The sequence below is a fragment of the Paenarthrobacter sp. PPS72 genome (assembly GCF_048537125.1).
Taxonomy (GTDB): domain Bacteria; phylum Actinomycetota; class Actinomycetes; order Actinomycetales; family Micrococcaceae; genus Arthrobacter; species Arthrobacter nitroguajacolicus_E.
The window spans coordinates 37,234-52,388 of record NZ_JBLYIE010000011.1; the positions used below are offsets into that span (position 1 = coordinate 37,234).

A 15,155-nucleotide genomic window follows, 5' to 3' on the forward strand; every position below is an offset into this window, starting at 1 on the left:
TATTTTGCGGATACCCGAAATGCAGCTTAATTCGCAAGCCAAATCGAGAAACCTGGACTAGGTGGTGAACCGACCTTGCACAGGTGCTTCTGGGGCCATCTAGGTGGCAATTTTGGCAAAAGTAGGTGGTGACGAGCTTCATCTAGGTAGTGGGCAGGTGAGGAAACGTATTATTCGTCACGAAACAACCTTGGGATATCGGCGTCGTGCCAAAAGACGTGAGCACCCGAGTTTGACAAATGCAGTTGTTGGGTTGAGAGTATTGCTCAATCACCTGAACGACCAGTGGAGCAGTAGCCACAACAGTGAAGTGGTTTCTCTTGCACTAGCTAGCAAGGCACTTCAACCAAGCCCAATTCCCGCGAGGGTGTCGGGAAACCTTCAATCAAGTCAGCCTAAGTAGCTCTTGAGATCACTTCCATTTGGGGAAATACGATCATGAAAATTGGCACCGGCATCGCGACAGTAGTTCTGTCAGAATTCATCGCAACTCTCGCGACTCCGGCCCATGCAGCTGATGAGCCCGATAGCACGCAGACACTTAAAGACATCACAGCACCAAAATCTGCATCAAGCACAGGAGCTATAAACAAGTTGACCCTAAAGAAGGGTGAGCCGACGTACTCTACAACAGCTGTCGGATCTCGCCGTGCCAGCATGTACTCCGGAAATTGGATGCTCTTTACGGAAGAAAATGTGGATTTCTACTACGACTGGAGCAGGGTGACGAGTAGTTACGGCTATCAACGCGTCGGCGCTTTCGGGTTCAACACGATTCAGGCACTCGGCATTAATCGAAGTTATACGAGCAACTGGCAGCACTCCTACAGAGCCCTGACCGACGCGGGTGTAGGAACTCCAACCCCTTGGGGCAACGTCAATGTTTACCACTCAACCGTCGTCCAGAGTGCAAATGTGTACGGCGACGGCGCCTGGTATGCGTGGCAGGGGTAGTCGACCGACCCTTGGCCCAAAGGGGGCCGTTAGCGGTCGACCCCTTCATCAGTGAGGACTCATGCTACGCATAATAAAACTTTCCAAACGGTACGGGCGCAAGAAAGTATTGCAAAACGCATCATTGACCATTCCTTCGACTGGCATACATATCCTTCGCGGAGAAAATGGCAGCGGTAAGACTACGCTACTCAAGTGTTTGGCTGGGCTGGAACGTCACCAAGGGAGTATCCTTTGGCATAATGATTCTTTGGCAAACAACATCTCTGCAGCTTTTGATGATTCTGCGTTGCATGGGCGCCTCAGTGGATTGCAGAACCTGAGTGCACTATTGGATACACCAATAGATCAGGTCGCGGAAGATGACGCCATCAAAGCGTTCTTTACTCAAGAGCTACTTTTTAAACGGTCGGCAACATATTCTCTAGGACAACGAAAAAAGATCAAACTGGCGGCTGCTTTCGCTGCACGGAAACCATGCATCTTGTTGGATGAGCCACTTTCGGGCCTGGACAATACAGGCCGAAAGGGCTTGCTGGAATTGCTGGAAGTTACCTCAGACAGCACCTGTGTTCTTATCTCTGATCATGAATCCGCATTCTACCGGAAGGTCGCCTCATCTGAGTTCAGCATTCGGCATGGCAAAATCCAGCGAGATCCATCCAAACAGCCCTTCAAAGTCGATGATTTTGATGATTAGCCTATTACGCTCCGTACGAACCGAATTGAAATATCAGCTCTGGGGCAGGATGCTTTTGCTTCCCTTCGGTGGGCTTACGTTGGCTCTCGTATTCGCATTCACCGGGAACGTCAGCAACGTTGACGCCAGCATGACTCGTCTTGAGACGACGGAGGCGCAAGCATCAGCCAACGGACTGTCCCTGGCTCACGCCATGGAGCAGCCCATCAGCTTGGTGGTCCAAGATGGTCAGAAGCTGGTGGACAATCCACTTCGCTATGACTATGAGAGGGCGCACTTTGCTTTCCAAGCCCTCGAAGGAACGAATGCGATCGGTACCGGGCTGGAAATGATCACTTTCCTGGTGATCCCGCTGCTCTTTTTCGTATACGGGTGCGGAGTGGCTGCCGGCGACGTGCGCCGTCGGATTTTGAAGGACCGGGTGGTCATGCAAGGTGCGAGTTGGTACGTTGTCGCTAAGGCGGCTACTGTCGTAGCCGTTTCCTTGGCTGCGGTCCTGATCGCGGCAACGTTGAGCCTTGCTGCGGCACCCGTCCTGAGAGCCGCTTTTCTACACTCCGTGGATCGCAGCTTCCCTTACCCTGTGACGACTGTGGCCGTTGGAAGCCCTGCAGTCCAAATTGCGTTCAGCGCGTCTACGGCAATCATGTTCGGGCTACTAGGTCTGTTTGTCGGATTGGTGGCTAGAAGCATGCTGATACCAAGCTTAGCTGCCGGCGGGCTGCTTATGGTGGCACCCTTCGCTGGACCCTACGATCCACGAAATATTCTTACGGCCGCCGGACAGGGCGTTTTCAACTACTGGGGTGGGTTCAGTCCACGCCCGCCATTTCCAGTGGAGGTCGAAGTCGGTCTGGCCTTCATGGCCGGGGGCTTGGTCTTCGTTGCCTTGGTGTCCGTCCTTATCTGGTCACGGATGACGAAATTTGTCTAACGGTCAGTATGGGCAGCCAAAAAAGCAGGGCCGGTCAGTGACCGGCCCTGCTTCTTAGTTATCCGAAGACTAGATAGCCTGGATGTTTACTGCCTGGGGACCCTTGGGGCCCTGCTCGACGTCGAAGGAAACCTTCTGGTTCTCTTCGAGGGAGCGGTAGCCCGAGGAGTTGATCGCAGAGTAGTGAGCGAAAACGTCCTGGCTGCCATCTTCAGGAGAGATGAAGCCGAAGCCCTTTTCGGAGTTGAACCATTTCACGGTACCTGTAGCCATTTTTTCAGTCCTTACTGAAGGTGGAGATTGTCCCGACTTTCGGGTCTCCGGGTGTGGGGTGTTCTCCACCGTTACTTCAGAAGGTCACGATCCGGAAGGATCGTGGGGACTGCCTGAACTACCAAATGCCAAACACAACAACACCGTCAAGTCTACATAGATCTGAGCAGATAGCTAGTGCTGGGAAAAATTTATCCATCGGACGTTGATCGAAGGACTCAAAAAGTGTCGGGGATCTGGCTTAGCCTGTGAATGAGGAGACCAGCAAGAGCCTGGTACAGACCCCGGATCACCCGAGAGATCATATGGACTTCTACGCCATCAACGCACTGCGTGACAACCACGCGGGTTGGGCGCTCCTCCGCGCCCAAAACGCTCCTTTGGCATTGCACTTCTTCATTGCCGCATTCACGGGCCCCAACCAGCGCAACGTTGGACGCCAGCAGCTCATCGACATCTTGGACGATGTCCTGTTCGGAGTCCGGGAAACCTTCGGCGATGACAGATTTCCCCGCAGCGCCTCTGAATACCTTGACGACTGGGCAGCCCCGGAACGCGCCTGGCTGCGCAAATATTACGTCCCGGGTGAGGACGAGCCCCACTTCGATCTCACAGCCGCAGCGGAGGACGTCGTCAGATGGGTGGAGAGCCTCAAGGGCCGCGATTTTGTTGCTACCCAGTCCCGGCTCACCAGCATCTTCGCTGTCCTGAAAACACTGGTACAGCAATCCGAGACGGACCCCGAGGTGCGGCTTGCCGAACTCCAACGGCAAAGGGATCAGATAGACCAGGAGATGGATCGGATCCGCGGTGGAGACGTTAAAGTCATGACTGGCCCGGAGGCTTTGGATCACTTCCAGCAGCTCACCGCTTTGGCCAAAGACCTGCTGTCCGATTTCCGTGAGGTCGAACAGAACTTCCGGAAGCTGGACCGCCAGGTCCGGGAGCAGATCGCCACCTGGGACGGCAGTCAGGGTGAACTTCTTGACACTATTTTCGCCAACCAGCAGGACATCGGCAGTTCCCTTCAGGGCCGCACGTTCCAAGGCTTCTGGGATTATCTGATGTCGCCCCAACTCAGAAACGAACTCAGCGATCTCCTCAGAAGGGCTACCCACATTGAGGCTTTGGCGGGAACAGAGAACCTCCATGCCATCACCAACCTGCATCAGGACTGGCTGCCGGCAGTTGAACAAACTCAAGGCACAGTCAGGCAGCTGTCACAACAGATGAGGAGGCTCCTTGACGACAAAGTGTTCCTGGAGAACAAGCGCATCATGCAGCTGATCCGGAGCATCGAGACGAGCGCACTGGACACGAGGGACCGCCCGCCGTCGAGCGTGTTTATGGACCTGGACGCATCGTCCGTGGACGTCGCGCTGCCGTTCGAACGGCCGCTCTATGAACCCGGCAGCCGTGTGATGGTGGTGGATGAAATAGTGGCAGCGGATGATCAAGACCTTGATGCGAGCGCACTGTTCAATCAGTTCCATGTGGATAGGGAGCGGCTGAAATGGAACATCGATGACGTCCTGGAACGCAAAGACCAGGCAACTCTCGCAGAGATTACCGACGCCCATCCACTGTCCCAAGGGCTCGCGGAACTCGTCCAGTACTACCAGCTTGCGGTCGAGTCGGACTGGGCCACTATCGATCCGGAATCGACTCAGAACCTTCGGTGGCAACTCCCGGACGGAACGCTAAAGGAAGCGACCATGGACCAGATCATTTTTGTGAGGCCGGCATGAGCACTGAAACTGCAAGCACCCCCGAAGAGCTGCCCGCCGTAGTGACCCGGCTGTTCAAAGGTGTGATGTATGCGGAGGCTGACCAGAAGATGTGGCAGTCCCTGATCACATTGACGTCCCAGGTGAGGGATTATGTGGCGGTTCTTGGGCTCAATCTGATCGTCGATGAGTCGGAGGGCTACGCGTTCCTCAAGTCAAAGGAGGATCCCGAAGGTGCCCTCCCCCGGCTCGTCCCGCGCCGGCAACTCACGTTCGATGTCAGCCTGATGCTGGTCCTGCTCCGAAAGCGGATGCTGGAGTTCGACACCAACAGCAGTGAACTCCGGCTCATCATGACGGAATTGGAAATTAAGGACATGGTGTCCGTTTTCCTGCCCGAGTCCAGCAATGAGGCCCGGATCCGGGACAGGCTGGGTACCAACATCAAAAAGGTGATGGAGCTCGGCTTCCTGCGGAAACTCAAAGGTGAAACCGAAGCCTACGAGGTCATGCGCATCGTGAAGGCCTACGTGGACGCCCAGTGGTTGGAAGAATTCGACGCGCGGCTGGCTGACTACCGCGATTCACTCACCGGAGGCAATAAGTCATGACCACCGAAGTTCAGGACACGCTGTTCAGCATCGAGGAGACACAGGATAAGGAGCACGACGGCGGCCTGCTGCCCGGGTTTCGACTCCAGCGTTTGGAGCTGCTCAACTGGGGCACTTTCCACGGCGGAGTTCGGACGTTCCGTCTGGATGGTACCAACAGCCTGCTGACGGGCGATATCGGCTCGGGAAAATCAACCGTGGTGGACGCAATCACCACGCTGCTTTTGCCAGCCAACCGGATCGACTACAACAAGGCCGCTGGTGCGCAGAAGCGGGAGCGGACGCTGATGTCCTATGTTCGCGGCTATCACAAGAGCACCCGCAGTTCAGGCGGTGAGTACTCCAAACCCGTCGCGCTCAGGGCGCCGGGCACCCTCACGGTAGTTCTGGGCATCTTCCACAACGCCGTGCTGGGGAAGACCATCACTTTGGGCGTCACGTTGTGGACAATGCAGGAAGCCGGCACCCCCACGCGCTTCTATTCCCTGGCGGAAGGAGAGCAGTCCATTGCGGAGGACTTTTCCAACTTCGGGCAGGATCCCGCAAAGCTGAAGAAGAGACTCAAGGACAACGGCGTCAAGGTGGAAGACGCCTTCGATCCATACGCGGCGGCCTTCAAGCGAAACTTTGGCATTAGCGGCAATCAGGCCATGGAGTTGTTCCACCGGACTGTCTCCATGAAGCAGGTGGAGAACATCACCCATTTCGTCCGGACCAACATGCTGGAGGACGATGACGTTGCGGCGAGGATCAGCAAGCTGATCGGCCACTTCGATGACCTCAAGAAAGCGCATGAAGCCGTGGTTCGGGCCAAGGATCAGATTGAGCTTTTGAGGCCGATCTGCGCGGGGGCCGCCAGTCACGTCAAGCTCAGCACCGAGGAATACCTTGCCCGCCAGCAACGCGATCAGTTGCATCCGTGGTTCACCGATCAGCAATTGACCCTGAGCCTGGAGCACCAGGGCGAGCTGGAGCGAACGGCGCAAAAGCTCCTTGAAGACAGCACCCACCTTGCCTCGGACATCGCCCGGCTTCGGCATGACCTCTCGATTGTTCAGGAGGATATCCGGACCAGTGGCGGTGGCCGTCTTGCTGCCATCGACGCTGAGGTGGCACAGCTTGAAGACTTGTCCCACACGCAACGGAGACGCTTCGAGCAGTACGCGAGTGCCGTCGTCGAGCTTGGACTGGCAACGCCGGATGACCGGGTGCTCTTTGATGCGAACCGTCAGCAGCTGGAGCGGGTGGAGCAGGACCTGGCGGCTACCACGGCAGAGTTGCAGGATCGGCGTACCGCCCTCCATTCTGAGGTGCTTGAGCTGAACTCCCGGCGGGAGGACCTGGACGCTGAACTGACGAGCCTTGGTTCGCGCCAGACCTTGTTGGGCCGTCAGCAACTGGAGCTTCGTCGCCGCATTTGCCAGGGCACGGGCATTGCTGAGTCGGCACTTCCGTATGCTGCCGAGCTCCTGCGTGTTCGCGACAGCGAAGCTGAGTGGGAAGGCGCTGCCGAACGAACGCTCCGGAGTTTTGCGTTGCAGCTGCTGGTGTCCGCTGAGCATTATGCTGCCGTGAGCTCCTGGGTGGATGGCAATGATCTCAAGGGCAAACTGGTGTATCGCCGTGTTGGCGATTCCTATCCACAACGGACGCCTGCAGTGGGGACGCTGGGGGCGAAGATCGCTATCAAGCAGGGCACGCCGTTCCGCGATTTCATTCTGGATGAACTGAACACCAGGTTCGATTACGTCTGCTGCGAAAGCATGGAGGACTTCCGTCGGCTGCCAAAGGCCCTGACCATCAATGGCCAGTTGAAGGGTGCCCGTGGACGGCATGAGAAGGATGACCGCGCTGGGCTGATGGATCGTCGCAATTTTGTTCTGGGGTGGGATAACCACGAGAAGATCGTGCGAGTTCGTGCCGAGCGGGATGACGTTGATGGCAAGTGCCGCAGCGTTCGTGCCCAGCTTGCCAAGGTGGACGCGTCCCTGAAGGACTCAGGGCGGATGATCAAACTGCTAGGCAACGTCGGGTCCGTCAATGAGTTTTCGGAGATCAGCTGGCAACTGACTGCCCGCAGAGTCCAGGACCTGGTGGAGGAAAAGCGCCAGCTTCAATCCGCCAGCAGCGTGCTCCAGCAGCTCACCGCCAAGGAAACGGAAATCGATGAACGGATCGGGAAGCTTCAGGAACGGTCCGACAAGATTCGTGAACGAATCGGGGCCAACGACAAGGACACCCGCGATATCGCAGCGGCAATCGAGGAATGTCGCCTGACCCTCCAAGGACAGCCGCTGACGAACGACGTCGGCGTGCTGGCCGCCGTCGAACGGCTCACTGCAGAGACCCTCGGGGACCGGACGCTCACCTACCGGAACACCGTGTCCACCGAAAGCTCGGTTCGTTCGGGGCTGACCACCAGGATTGACGCGCTCACCAAGAAGATCGCGACAGCCGCGGCATCCACGGTGCGGCTGATGGCAGACTTCCGCAACAAATACCCCAACGAGACCACAGAAGTAGATGCGACCCTTGAGGCTGCCGATGAGTACCTCGGGCTCTTGGAACAGCTTGAGCGTGATGATTTGCCCCGGTTCGAGGCACGATTCAAGGATTCACTGACGCAGAACACCATCCATGAGGTAGTGGCGTTCAACGCCTTCCTGGATAGCAGGCGGCAGGACATCGTGAACAGGATCGGCGAGATCAACCTGTCCCTGGCTGATATCGAATACAACCCTGGCAGACACATCCAGCTGGAACACCAGAACTCGACTGACCTGGATGTCCGGCAGTTCGGCATCGATCTAAGGGCCTGCTCTGAGGGAACCATTGGTGACGACGATCAGTACTCGGAGCAGAAATATCTGCAGGTGGAGCGGCTGATTGAGCGGTTCCGGGGTCGAGAAGGCTTCTCCACCCTGGACGAGCGCTGGACTGCCAAAGTGACCGATGTCCGAAACTGGTTTACTTTCTCGGCGTCTGAGAAATGGACAGAAACCGGTGAGGAGTTTGAGCATTTCACGGACTCCGGAGGTAAATCGGGTGGCCAAAAAGAGAAGCTTGCGTACACCATCCTGGCGGCCGCCTTGGCCTTCCAGTTCGGGTTGGCTTCCAGCAAAGGATCCGCACGAAGCACCGGCCCCGGAAAAGGCAGGAGCTTCCGCTTTGTGGTGATCGACGAAGCCTTCGGTCGAGGCTCCGACGAGTCTGCCCGTTACGGCATGGAACTGTTCCAGCGGATGAAACTCCAGCTCCTGATCGTCACCCCGCTGCAGAAGATCAACGTGATCGAGCCGTTTGTGGCGCACGTGGGATTTGTCGCGAATACGAACGGCAACGATTCCCAGCTGCGCAACATGACCATCACCGAATACCGAGAGGAACGGGAGAAGCGTGCCGTCTAAGACTTCACGGTGGACCTCGCTCGCTGCGCTTCGTTCGCTCTCCCTGACGGCGTGGGACCGTGGCCAACTCATGCGAGAGGCCTTGGAGCCCTCGGGTGTGTATCCACGGCGCCGGGCCTTGAAGCGGCCTTCCGCCACGGAGCTTCGAGACGATTACGCGGCCGCACGCGAATGGGCTGCGGCTCTGTTCACCGCCGCTGGGCCTTACAGCCTCGAAACGGTCGACGTCGGCCGCACCACTATCGGGTCTAACCAGCTTCCCGCTGTGGCTGTGTTTGCATCAGCCGCGGATGAAGCGGCCTTTGTTGGCAGATCACGGGAGTTGGCTCGATTCCTGTCCTTGGCTGATTCGCTGGCGGGCTTGGACCCTTTGTTGCGGGGGTGGGCTGCTCGGCGGCCAAAGCCGCTCCTTGATCTGGGGGAAGCCGCGCTGACGGCTGCGCGTGTCGCCTTGTGGCTCCGGGAACATCCTTCTCCTGGTGTGTTTGTCCGGCAGTTGAGCCTTCCTGGGGTGCATACAAAGTTCATCGAGACTCACCGCAGGACTATCGATCAAATGGTGGCTGTGCTGGTGGGATCGCAGGCTTCTGCGCCGCTGGATGATCCAGCAGATTTGCCGATCGCCACGGATACCGATGAGGGTTTACTTGGTGCTCCGGCTGCCCGGACACCGGCAGCGCGTTTCGCTTCGCGTCACGGATTCCTTCATCCGCCGGAGCAGCTGCGCTTCCGAATGCTGGACCCTTCGATTCCATTGCTCGGTGATGCCCGGGACGTGACGGTGACGGCGTCTGCCTTTCGGTCTCTTCGGCTTCCCGTGACGACGGTGATCATCACCGAGAACCTCGTGAACTTCCTCGCTCTCCCCGAGCGTGCCGGTGCCATGGCGATCTTTGGCAAGGGCTACGGCTTCTCCGCACTGCGGGACGCGGCATGGTTGCGAGACTGCGAGGTACTGTACTGGGGCGATCTGGACACCCACGGTTTTGGCATCCTGGATCAGCTCCGGGCAGTCCATCCGCAGGTGACGAGCGTGCTGATGGACGAAGCGACTCTGCTGGCACATCGTGAGATGTGGGGCGAGGAGACTTCGCCTTCGCGGGCTGCGCTGGGCCGGCTCACTGTGGAGGAGGCCCGGGCTTACGAGGGTCTGCAGTCGGGCTCATATGGGGATCGGGTGCGGCTGGAGCAGGAGCTGATTGGGTGGGAGTGGGCGTTGGAACAATTGCGACATAGACCCCCTGCCTAATGCCGTACAAATACCGTACACTGGAACAAGGAGGTAGAGACCATGTCTGTACCCAAGACCCGACGGCTGGAACTACGCACCGACGAGACCACAGACCAGTTGATCTCGGAGGCCGCGGAGTTACTGCACGTTTCCAAGACGGCGTTTGTCACTGACGCTGCCAGGCAGGCCGCCGAACGAGTGGTTGCGCGAGCGGACACCACCCTCATGGCCCCGGAGATTTTCGACGCCATGATGGCTTCTCTCGACGTGGCCGACGAGTCGTCCGAACTGGAGACGCTGTCCAAGCTTCCACGGCTTATTCGTCGATGACCCAGCCCAGTTATTCAATAGTGAAGTTGGCCCCCGGGATGGATCTGGGGGCCTTCGACTGTGGTGAGGAGAGTTACAACTTGTGGCTCACTGAGCACGCCCCGAAGTCAGTGGAATCCGGTGCCAGCATGGTTTACCTCTTCATTGAGAGCCAGGTATCCACCGAGCAAAAGGTTGTTGGATACTTTGCCATTTGTCCGACGCAGGTGGTCCGGGACGATATGCCCAAGCCCCTCCAGCGGAATTTGCTGCGGAGCACGCCCGCTTGGCTACTGGCAAAGCTTGCCCTTGACCGTTCTCTTCGCGGGGATTCTGAAAAGCAATGGGGCTGGCAACTCCTCAGAGTTGCATTGGAAACGATCGTTGAGGCCGCTTCAGTGGGAGGCGGGCAGGTCATTGTGGTCGACGCTGACAATCCCGGACTGATTGGCTGCTACACCCGCCACGGCTTCAAATCCACAGGCGGAGATGATCTCCGCTTGTATTTGAAGGTTGCGACGGCTCGAAAGTATCTTCTGGATAGCTGAGGCACACTGACGACCGGTCGGTTCGATTCGCAGCAAACCCGCGGGACAAGGCAATAGCTGTCCGGTAGGTGTTCAACGAAGCTTTAGTGTCCATCGGATAGATATGGCCGAGCCACCCAGGCATTCAGCGCAGCATCCTGTGCGGCCTCTTCCGAGTCAGGACACGACCAGCGTTATCAGCGGGTTCCCCTGCCGTCCGCCGCTCTATCTCTCGGGCCGAACCGTAGCAGCAAAGGCCTTGTGTACTGAATAGAGTCCGTGCCAGCTGATCCCAATGAGAGTTAGTGAACCTGCCAAGAGAAACGTCGCGGAAAGTTTGTCGCCCACAACGCTAGCCAGAGCTGTGAGCACGAGCGCCACAACTACAAGACAGCCGGACGCCGTAGGCCACTGCCGGCTTGACCATCCGTGGACCCGGGCACCGCCTCCGTCATGCCACCAAAGCCGGGCTTGTTCGCGAATGGACAGGTGCTCGCCGAACGGAATTCGCTCCGTTCAGCCAGCATGGCATCCGGCACTGACAGCTTGGGAGTCGGTTGGCACTACTGCGGCTCGTCACCGTTGCTTGCGCCTTGGTTCCTGTCCTTGATTACCCCAGCTGGCAATTGCGGGAGCGGCGGTCGCTATAAGGCACGCGGTTACCCAGAAGTTGTCCAAAAGCCCGCTGAATATCAGAAACAGGCCCGTCGAGATCCGTGAGCCAACGGACACCGAATTGGCGGCCTTTTTCGAGGCGCAGGACCAATAGGAGGACACACCTTCACCCATGCCCAAACGCTTGCCCCAAGCGTAGAGTGCACCCATGGGACCGACCCATGACACGGTCATCATCGGCGCAGGCCAAGCGGGCCTCGCGACGAGCTACTGGCTCACGCAACTCGGTGTCGAGCATCAAATCCTGGAACGACGCGATTCACTGGGCGGCGCGTTTCAGGACCGCTGGGACAGCTTCTATATGAACACCCCGAACCTTGCGCTGGACCTCCCCGGGATGCCGTACGACGGCGACGACCGGAACGCGTTCATCTCCCGCGCCGCTGTGGTAAACCTCTTCAGGCGGTACGCCGAGCTGATCTCCGCCCCGGTCCGCACGGGTGTGGACGTCACCCGGCTTACCGCGGCACCGGATGGTGGCTTCGACCTCGAAACGTCGACGGGAAGCATATGGGCCCGGAACGTGGTCCTCGCAACGGGCGCCTACCAAGTGCCCAAGGTTCCAGCCTTAACCGCCAAGCTCCCCGCCGGCGTGACACAACTCCACACTCACGATTACCGCAACCCGGAGCAGCTACCCCAAGGGGCTGTCCTCGTCGTCGGCACCGGGCAGTCCGGAGGACAGATCGCCGAGGAACTCCACGCCGCCGGCCGCGAAGTTCACATCGCAGTCTCAATCGTCCCCGAAGCGCCCCGCCGATACCGCGGCCAGGATCTCATCTATTGGATGCTCGAAACGGGCAAACACGGCCCCGAATACGGCGTCAACGCCCTCACCACCAAGGCGCTGCCCTCCCCCGCCGCACGGTTCGCTCCCAATCCCCTGCTCTCGGGTACCGACGGTGGCCATGCCATCCACCTCCGCGAACTCGGCCGCCGCGGCATGCACCTGCACGGACACCTGGAAACAATCGACGACGGCGACATCACCTTCAGCGATGACCTCCCCGACCGCCTGGCAACAGTTGAATCGATCTTCGCCCAACGCTCGGGAAAAGCAATTGATGCGTACATCGCGGCGGCAGGGATAGATGCCCCGAAGCAGCCTCCCACGCCGCCGGATAATTGGCTTCCCCTCGATCAGGCTGTGCTGAACCTCGTCGATGCGGACATCACGTCCGTTTTGTGGGCAACCGGGTTCAAGCTCGACTTCCGGTTCGTCGACATGCCCCTTGTCGATGAATGGGGCTACCCCAAGCACACGCGCGGCGTCACCGGGATTCCGGGTTTGTACGTCGTCGGGCTCCCTTGGCTAACCCGGCATTATTCAGCCATAGTCGGTGGCGTGGGCTTGGATGCCAGATATGTCGCTGAGCGAATCTCCGGCCCGTGAACATCAATTCCACACTCAGATGAAACGCTCCCAGGAGGACGATTCCATGCAAATGCCCAAGCCCTCAGAGGCGAACAAGGAACGCTTCCGCTCGGCCGTCCCCGAAAGTCCAGACGTGGTGGTCAAGCCGATGTTCGGGAACCTCGGCGCTTTCGTCAATGGCAACATGTTTGCCGGCTTGTTTGGCCCCACCATCGGCGTCAAGCTATCCATGGCCGACCAGCAGGAGCTGGAGGCCAATCACCAAACGCAACCCTTCGGCCCGGAAGAGCGCCCGATGGGCGGTTATGTCGGGCTTCCCGAGTCTTGGCAGGACGACGCCGCGCAAACTGCGGAATGGGTGGCCAAGGCCTTCGAGAACGTGGCGAAGTTGCCGCCCAAAGCACCGAAGGAACCCAAGGCAAGGCTGCCCAAGAAATCCATGTAGATGCCGATGAACAAGTAGTCGCGCAAGAGCGTCCATCCGGCCATAGGTCTCAGAATCGTCTGAGAATCTATAAATACGATTTTGAGCGCCTGGGAAGGTTCGCGATACTCGCTCCACGGAAGTGCACATAGTGCACTAGATGGACGTTGATGGGCCAGGTTCTTACTTGTAGGTCTTCACGCCAACATGTTGAACAACAAGACGGCCCTTTTGTGGTTCAAGAGCAAAATGTATTCTGCCACACTCGTTGAACTTCACGGCATCTTTGACCTTGACGTGAGGAGTGGCATCAAGCTCCGTGACCCCCTCATACTCGAAGGAGTTTAGCCAGCGCATGTCCTTTCGCTTCCATTTACTAATGGTCTGGTCGGTCAGCGCAACCGTGACGCCGTATTCGCCCTTGAACCAGTCGTCCAGGCGGGGCATGCTCTGTTCCTCGCCGCTGTACAGCGCCACCGCAGCGCGTGCCAGCTGCACAAGCTGTTCGGTCATGTCCTCCGGCTCTGGGTACTCAATGTCCTGCCACGACTTGTGCGCGCGTTCCGTGAATACAATGTGATCCATCGCGGCATCGGTAATTGCCGTGAACGTCTCCGCAGGGTTTTGGCGAGGGACTAGCCTAGGGATTTCGGCCCACGGATCGTCAGGAATGGCCTCAACGTTTGAAACGGCCCCTTCATACGATTCCCGCCAGGTTTTTGCCTCCAGGAGTGCCCTCTCCAGGTCCGTTTCGCGAGCTGCCAGTTGAGCGCTTACTGAGTCGTAGTCACGCATCGCATCTTCGCCGATCTCCAACAGTTCTGCGTTGGAGGCGTTCAGCACCTCGACTTGTCGATTCAGTGCATCAATTTCACCCGTATAGTCCCTGCGGTCACGGGCTGACTCAGCCTGCAGGAGCAACTCCTGCATCCGCGCTTCCGAATCCGCTGTCTTGGCGGCCGCCCAGATTTTGTCCCGCCCGTGTCCTAAAGCCGCGATGGAGCCCAATCGTCGGGTCAGGGAGAGCCGGATCTGCTCTGCTCCTCGTTCGCGAATCTCCTCGGCGCTGATGGTGACCGAGCTGGCCGCGAGAGCCGGCCAAGCGAGGGTTAAACCGCCGAAAGGCACGGTCACTATGGGATGTACCGCTGTGATCGCTTGTGACGTAGCGAAGTTGAGAGTGAGTGTCTGAGCAAGGCCAAGCAGCTTGTGGGAGAGCTCGCGGGCGAGATCCCAAGTTTCGGGAGAACGGACGTGGACCAACACCGTCGGGAGTCGGTTTGCACGCGGGAGTGACCCTGCGACCGCTGTGGCTTCTGGCAGTGTCTTTATCTGAAGGTACCGGCCCTCGACCGGCTGCCCCGCGGAGAAAAGTGACAGCGTTGGATCCAAGTCCAGTCGACGCAGAATGCTTGGTTGGTAGACCTCTGTTGGGGATACCGGTACCAATGCATTGTGCGTGGTCGCACGGCCGATCCCGATCCGAAACTGCGTTTTGTCGCCGGTCGTCCCGACGGTTATGCGGGTAGTGAGGTTCAGGCCGACAAGGGCTGCCTGCCGAACAACGAGCTTGAGGGCACGCGCATGGTCGTTGTTGACAACCTGCCACTCTCCTCGCCGGGGAATTGTCCCTCCAACGCTACGACCCGGGGCCAGATCCTGTTCGCCTGATTCCTGAAGAGCGTCAGCCGAAAGCGGCTTCGAGGGACTGGAAAGCCATGCAGCTATGTGACCAAGCACCCTGTTGTAGCTGTCACCTCCGGTGACTTCAAGATCGACAACGTAGAGCAGCTCCATACGAGTTAGCCCCTCCCCCAGTTTTGATCACGGCCTCAAGCCGCTTTTTCTCTTTGGTTCCAATGGTAGTGAGCCTGGACCGTATTCCCTGCCAGGAATGGGCGTTTCGGTGCGATAGCCTTTCCAAGTGATGCCCAGATGCCCCCGCCTCGTGAGCCTGTCGGTTGTCCTTCATGAGGGGAACAGACATGACGGCACCTTCAGTGAGTAG

14 protein-coding genes are annotated in these 15,155 nt (G+C 58.3%); 11 read left to right on the forward strand and 3 right to left on the reverse strand.

Annotation, left to right across the window (positions count from 1 at the left end; genetic code table 11):
* The first annotated feature begins 438 nt into the window (after nucleotides 1–438).
* From ACLRGI_RS06045 to ACLRGI_RS06055, 3 genes are all read left to right on the forward strand, one after another.
* A complete protein-coding gene (locus ACLRGI_RS06045; protein WP_419200755.1) occupies nucleotides 439–954 on the forward strand; it encodes a hypothetical protein in 516 nt (171 codons plus the stop codon).
* Between the two features lie 61 nt (nucleotides 955–1,015).
* Complete coding sequence (locus tag ACLRGI_RS06050) at nucleotides 1,016–1,654, forward strand: ABC transporter ATP-binding protein (protein ID WP_419200756.1); 639 nt, start codon at nucleotides 1,016–1,018, stop codon at nucleotides 1,652–1,654.
* Between the two features lie 49 nt (nucleotides 1,655–1,703).
* Nucleotides 1,704–2,588 (forward strand): hypothetical protein, encoded by an 885-nt coding sequence (locus ACLRGI_RS06055; RefSeq protein WP_419200757.1) that lies wholly within the window; start codon nucleotides 1,704–1,706, stop codon nucleotides 2,586–2,588.
* A gap of 69 nt (nucleotides 2,589–2,657) precedes the next feature.
* Here ACLRGI_RS06055 and cspE read toward each other — a convergent pair whose 3' ends face one another.
* The gene (cspE, locus tag ACLRGI_RS06060; protein WP_011773907.1) at nucleotides 2,658–2,861 is read right to left on the reverse strand and encodes a transcription antiterminator/RNA stability regulator CspE; all 204 of its coding nucleotides are present in this window, start codon (nucleotides 2,859–2,861) and stop codon (nucleotides 2,658–2,660) included.
* A 248-nt stretch (nucleotides 2,862–3,109) separates the two neighbouring features.
* Between cspE and ACLRGI_RS06065 the strand changes: the two genes are divergently transcribed.
* Genes ACLRGI_RS06065 through ACLRGI_RS06090 form a run of 6 tightly spaced genes read left to right on the forward strand, consistent with a single transcriptional unit; the run spans nucleotide 3,110 to nucleotide 10,694 of the window.
* The gene (locus ACLRGI_RS06065; protein ID WP_419200758.1) at nucleotides 3,110–4,609 is read left to right on the forward strand and encodes a DUF3375 domain-containing protein; all 1,500 of its coding nucleotides are present in this window, start codon (nucleotides 3,110–3,112) and stop codon (nucleotides 4,607–4,609) included.
* Complete coding sequence (locus tag ACLRGI_RS06070) at nucleotides 4,606–5,199, forward strand: DUF4194 domain-containing protein (RefSeq protein ID WP_419200759.1); 594 nt, start codon at nucleotides 4,606–4,608, stop codon at nucleotides 5,197–5,199. Before ACLRGI_RS06065 ends, ACLRGI_RS06070 begins: the two co-directional genes overlap by 4 nt.
* On the forward strand, nucleotides 5,196–8,606 hold the full coding sequence (locus ACLRGI_RS06075) for an ATP-binding protein (protein ID WP_419200760.1): 3,411 nt from the start codon (nucleotides 5,196–5,198) through the stop codon (nucleotides 8,604–8,606). The genes ACLRGI_RS06070 and ACLRGI_RS06075 overlap by 4 nt, the downstream gene beginning before the upstream one ends.
* Nucleotides 8,596–9,855: a Wadjet anti-phage system protein JetD domain-containing protein gene (locus ACLRGI_RS06080; RefSeq protein WP_419200761.1), complete on the forward strand. Its 1,260-nt coding sequence runs from the start codon at nucleotides 8,596–8,598 to the stop codon at nucleotides 9,853–9,855. Before ACLRGI_RS06075 ends, ACLRGI_RS06080 begins: the two co-directional genes overlap by 11 nt.
* A 42-nt stretch (nucleotides 9,856–9,897) precedes the next feature.
* Nucleotides 9,898–10,167 (forward strand): type II toxin-antitoxin system TacA family antitoxin, encoded by a 270-nt coding sequence (locus ACLRGI_RS06085; RefSeq protein WP_419200762.1) that lies wholly within the window; start codon nucleotides 9,898–9,900, stop codon nucleotides 10,165–10,167.
* Nucleotides 10,164–10,694: an N-acetyltransferase gene (locus ACLRGI_RS06090; RefSeq protein WP_419200763.1), complete on the forward strand. Its 531-nt coding sequence runs from the start codon at nucleotides 10,164–10,166 to the stop codon at nucleotides 10,692–10,694. Before ACLRGI_RS06085 ends, ACLRGI_RS06090 begins: the two co-directional genes overlap by 4 nt.
* A 555-nt stretch (nucleotides 10,695–11,249) precedes the next feature.
* Here ACLRGI_RS06090 and ACLRGI_RS06095 read toward each other — a convergent pair.
* On the reverse strand, nucleotides 11,250–11,498 hold the full coding sequence (locus tag ACLRGI_RS06095) for a hypothetical protein (RefSeq protein ID WP_419200764.1): 249 nt from the start codon (nucleotides 11,496–11,498) through the stop codon (nucleotides 11,250–11,252).
* On the opposite strand from ACLRGI_RS06095, the gene ACLRGI_RS06100 reads away from it, so the two are divergent.
* Nucleotides 11,497–12,741 carry a flavin-containing monooxygenase gene (locus ACLRGI_RS06100; RefSeq protein ID WP_419200765.1) on the forward strand — a complete coding sequence of 415 codons (1,245 nt, stop codon included), beginning with the start codon at nucleotides 11,497–11,499 and terminating at the stop codon, nucleotides 12,739–12,741. The two genes, ACLRGI_RS06095 and ACLRGI_RS06100, sit on opposite strands and share 2 nt — an antisense overlap.
* A 46-nt stretch (nucleotides 12,742–12,787) precedes the next feature.
* Complete coding sequence (locus ACLRGI_RS06105) at nucleotides 12,788–13,168, forward strand: TfoX/Sxy family protein (protein ID WP_419200772.1); 381 nt, start codon at nucleotides 12,788–12,790, stop codon at nucleotides 13,166–13,168.
* Nucleotides 13,169–13,330: 162 nt separating this feature from the next.
* On the opposite strand, the gene ACLRGI_RS06110 is transcribed toward ACLRGI_RS06105, so the two are convergent.
* Nucleotides 13,331–14,944, reverse strand: a complete 1,614-nt coding sequence (locus ACLRGI_RS06110) for a hypothetical protein (protein WP_419200766.1) — start codon at nucleotides 14,942–14,944, stop codon at nucleotides 13,331–13,333.
* Nucleotides 14,945–15,155: the final 211 nt, after the last annotated feature.

What these genes read in the sequence shown, in the direction of transcription:
- ACLRGI_RS06045 (WP_419200755.1), top strand. Translation starts at nt 439, where the DNA reads ATGAAAATTGGCACCGGCATCGCGACAGTAGTTCTGTCAGAATTCATC.
- ACLRGI_RS06050 (WP_419200756.1), top strand. Translation starts at nt 1,016, where the DNA reads ATGCTACGCATAATAAAACTTTCCAAACGGTACGGGCGCAAGAAAGTA.
- ACLRGI_RS06055 (WP_419200757.1), top strand. Translation starts at nt 1,704, where the DNA reads ATGCTTTTGCTTCCCTTCGGTGGGCTTACGTTGGCTCTCGTATTCGCA.
- cspE (WP_011773907.1), bottom strand. Translation starts at nt 2,861, where the DNA reads ATGGCTACAGGTACCGTGAAATGGTTCAACTCCGAAAAGGGCTTCGGC.
- ACLRGI_RS06070 (WP_419200759.1), top strand. Translation starts at nt 4,606, where the DNA reads ATGAGCACTGAAACTGCAAGCACCCCCGAAGAGCTGCCCGCCGTAGTG.
- ACLRGI_RS06075 (WP_419200760.1), top strand. Translation starts at nt 5,196, where the DNA reads ATGACCACCGAAGTTCAGGACACGCTGTTCAGCATCGAGGAGACACAG.
- ACLRGI_RS06085 (WP_419200762.1), top strand. Translation starts at nt 9,898, where the DNA reads ATGTCTGTACCCAAGACCCGACGGCTGGAACTACGCACCGACGAGACC.
- ACLRGI_RS06090 (WP_419200763.1), top strand. Translation starts at nt 10,164, where the DNA reads ATGACCCAGCCCAGTTATTCAATAGTGAAGTTGGCCCCCGGGATGGAT.
- ACLRGI_RS06100 (WP_419200765.1), top strand. Translation starts at nt 11,497, where the DNA reads ATGGGACCGACCCATGACACGGTCATCATCGGCGCAGGCCAAGCGGGC.
- ACLRGI_RS06095 (WP_419200764.1), bottom strand. Translation starts at nt 11,498, where the DNA reads ATGGGTGCACTCTACGCTTGGGGCAAGCGTTTGGGCATGGGTGAAGGT.
- ACLRGI_RS06105 (WP_419200772.1), top strand. Translation starts at nt 12,788, where the DNA reads ATGCAAATGCCCAAGCCCTCAGAGGCGAACAAGGAACGCTTCCGCTCG.
- ACLRGI_RS06110 (WP_419200766.1), bottom strand. Translation starts at nt 14,944, where the DNA reads ATGGAGCTGCTCTACGTTGTCGATCTTGAAGTCACCGGAGGTGACAGC.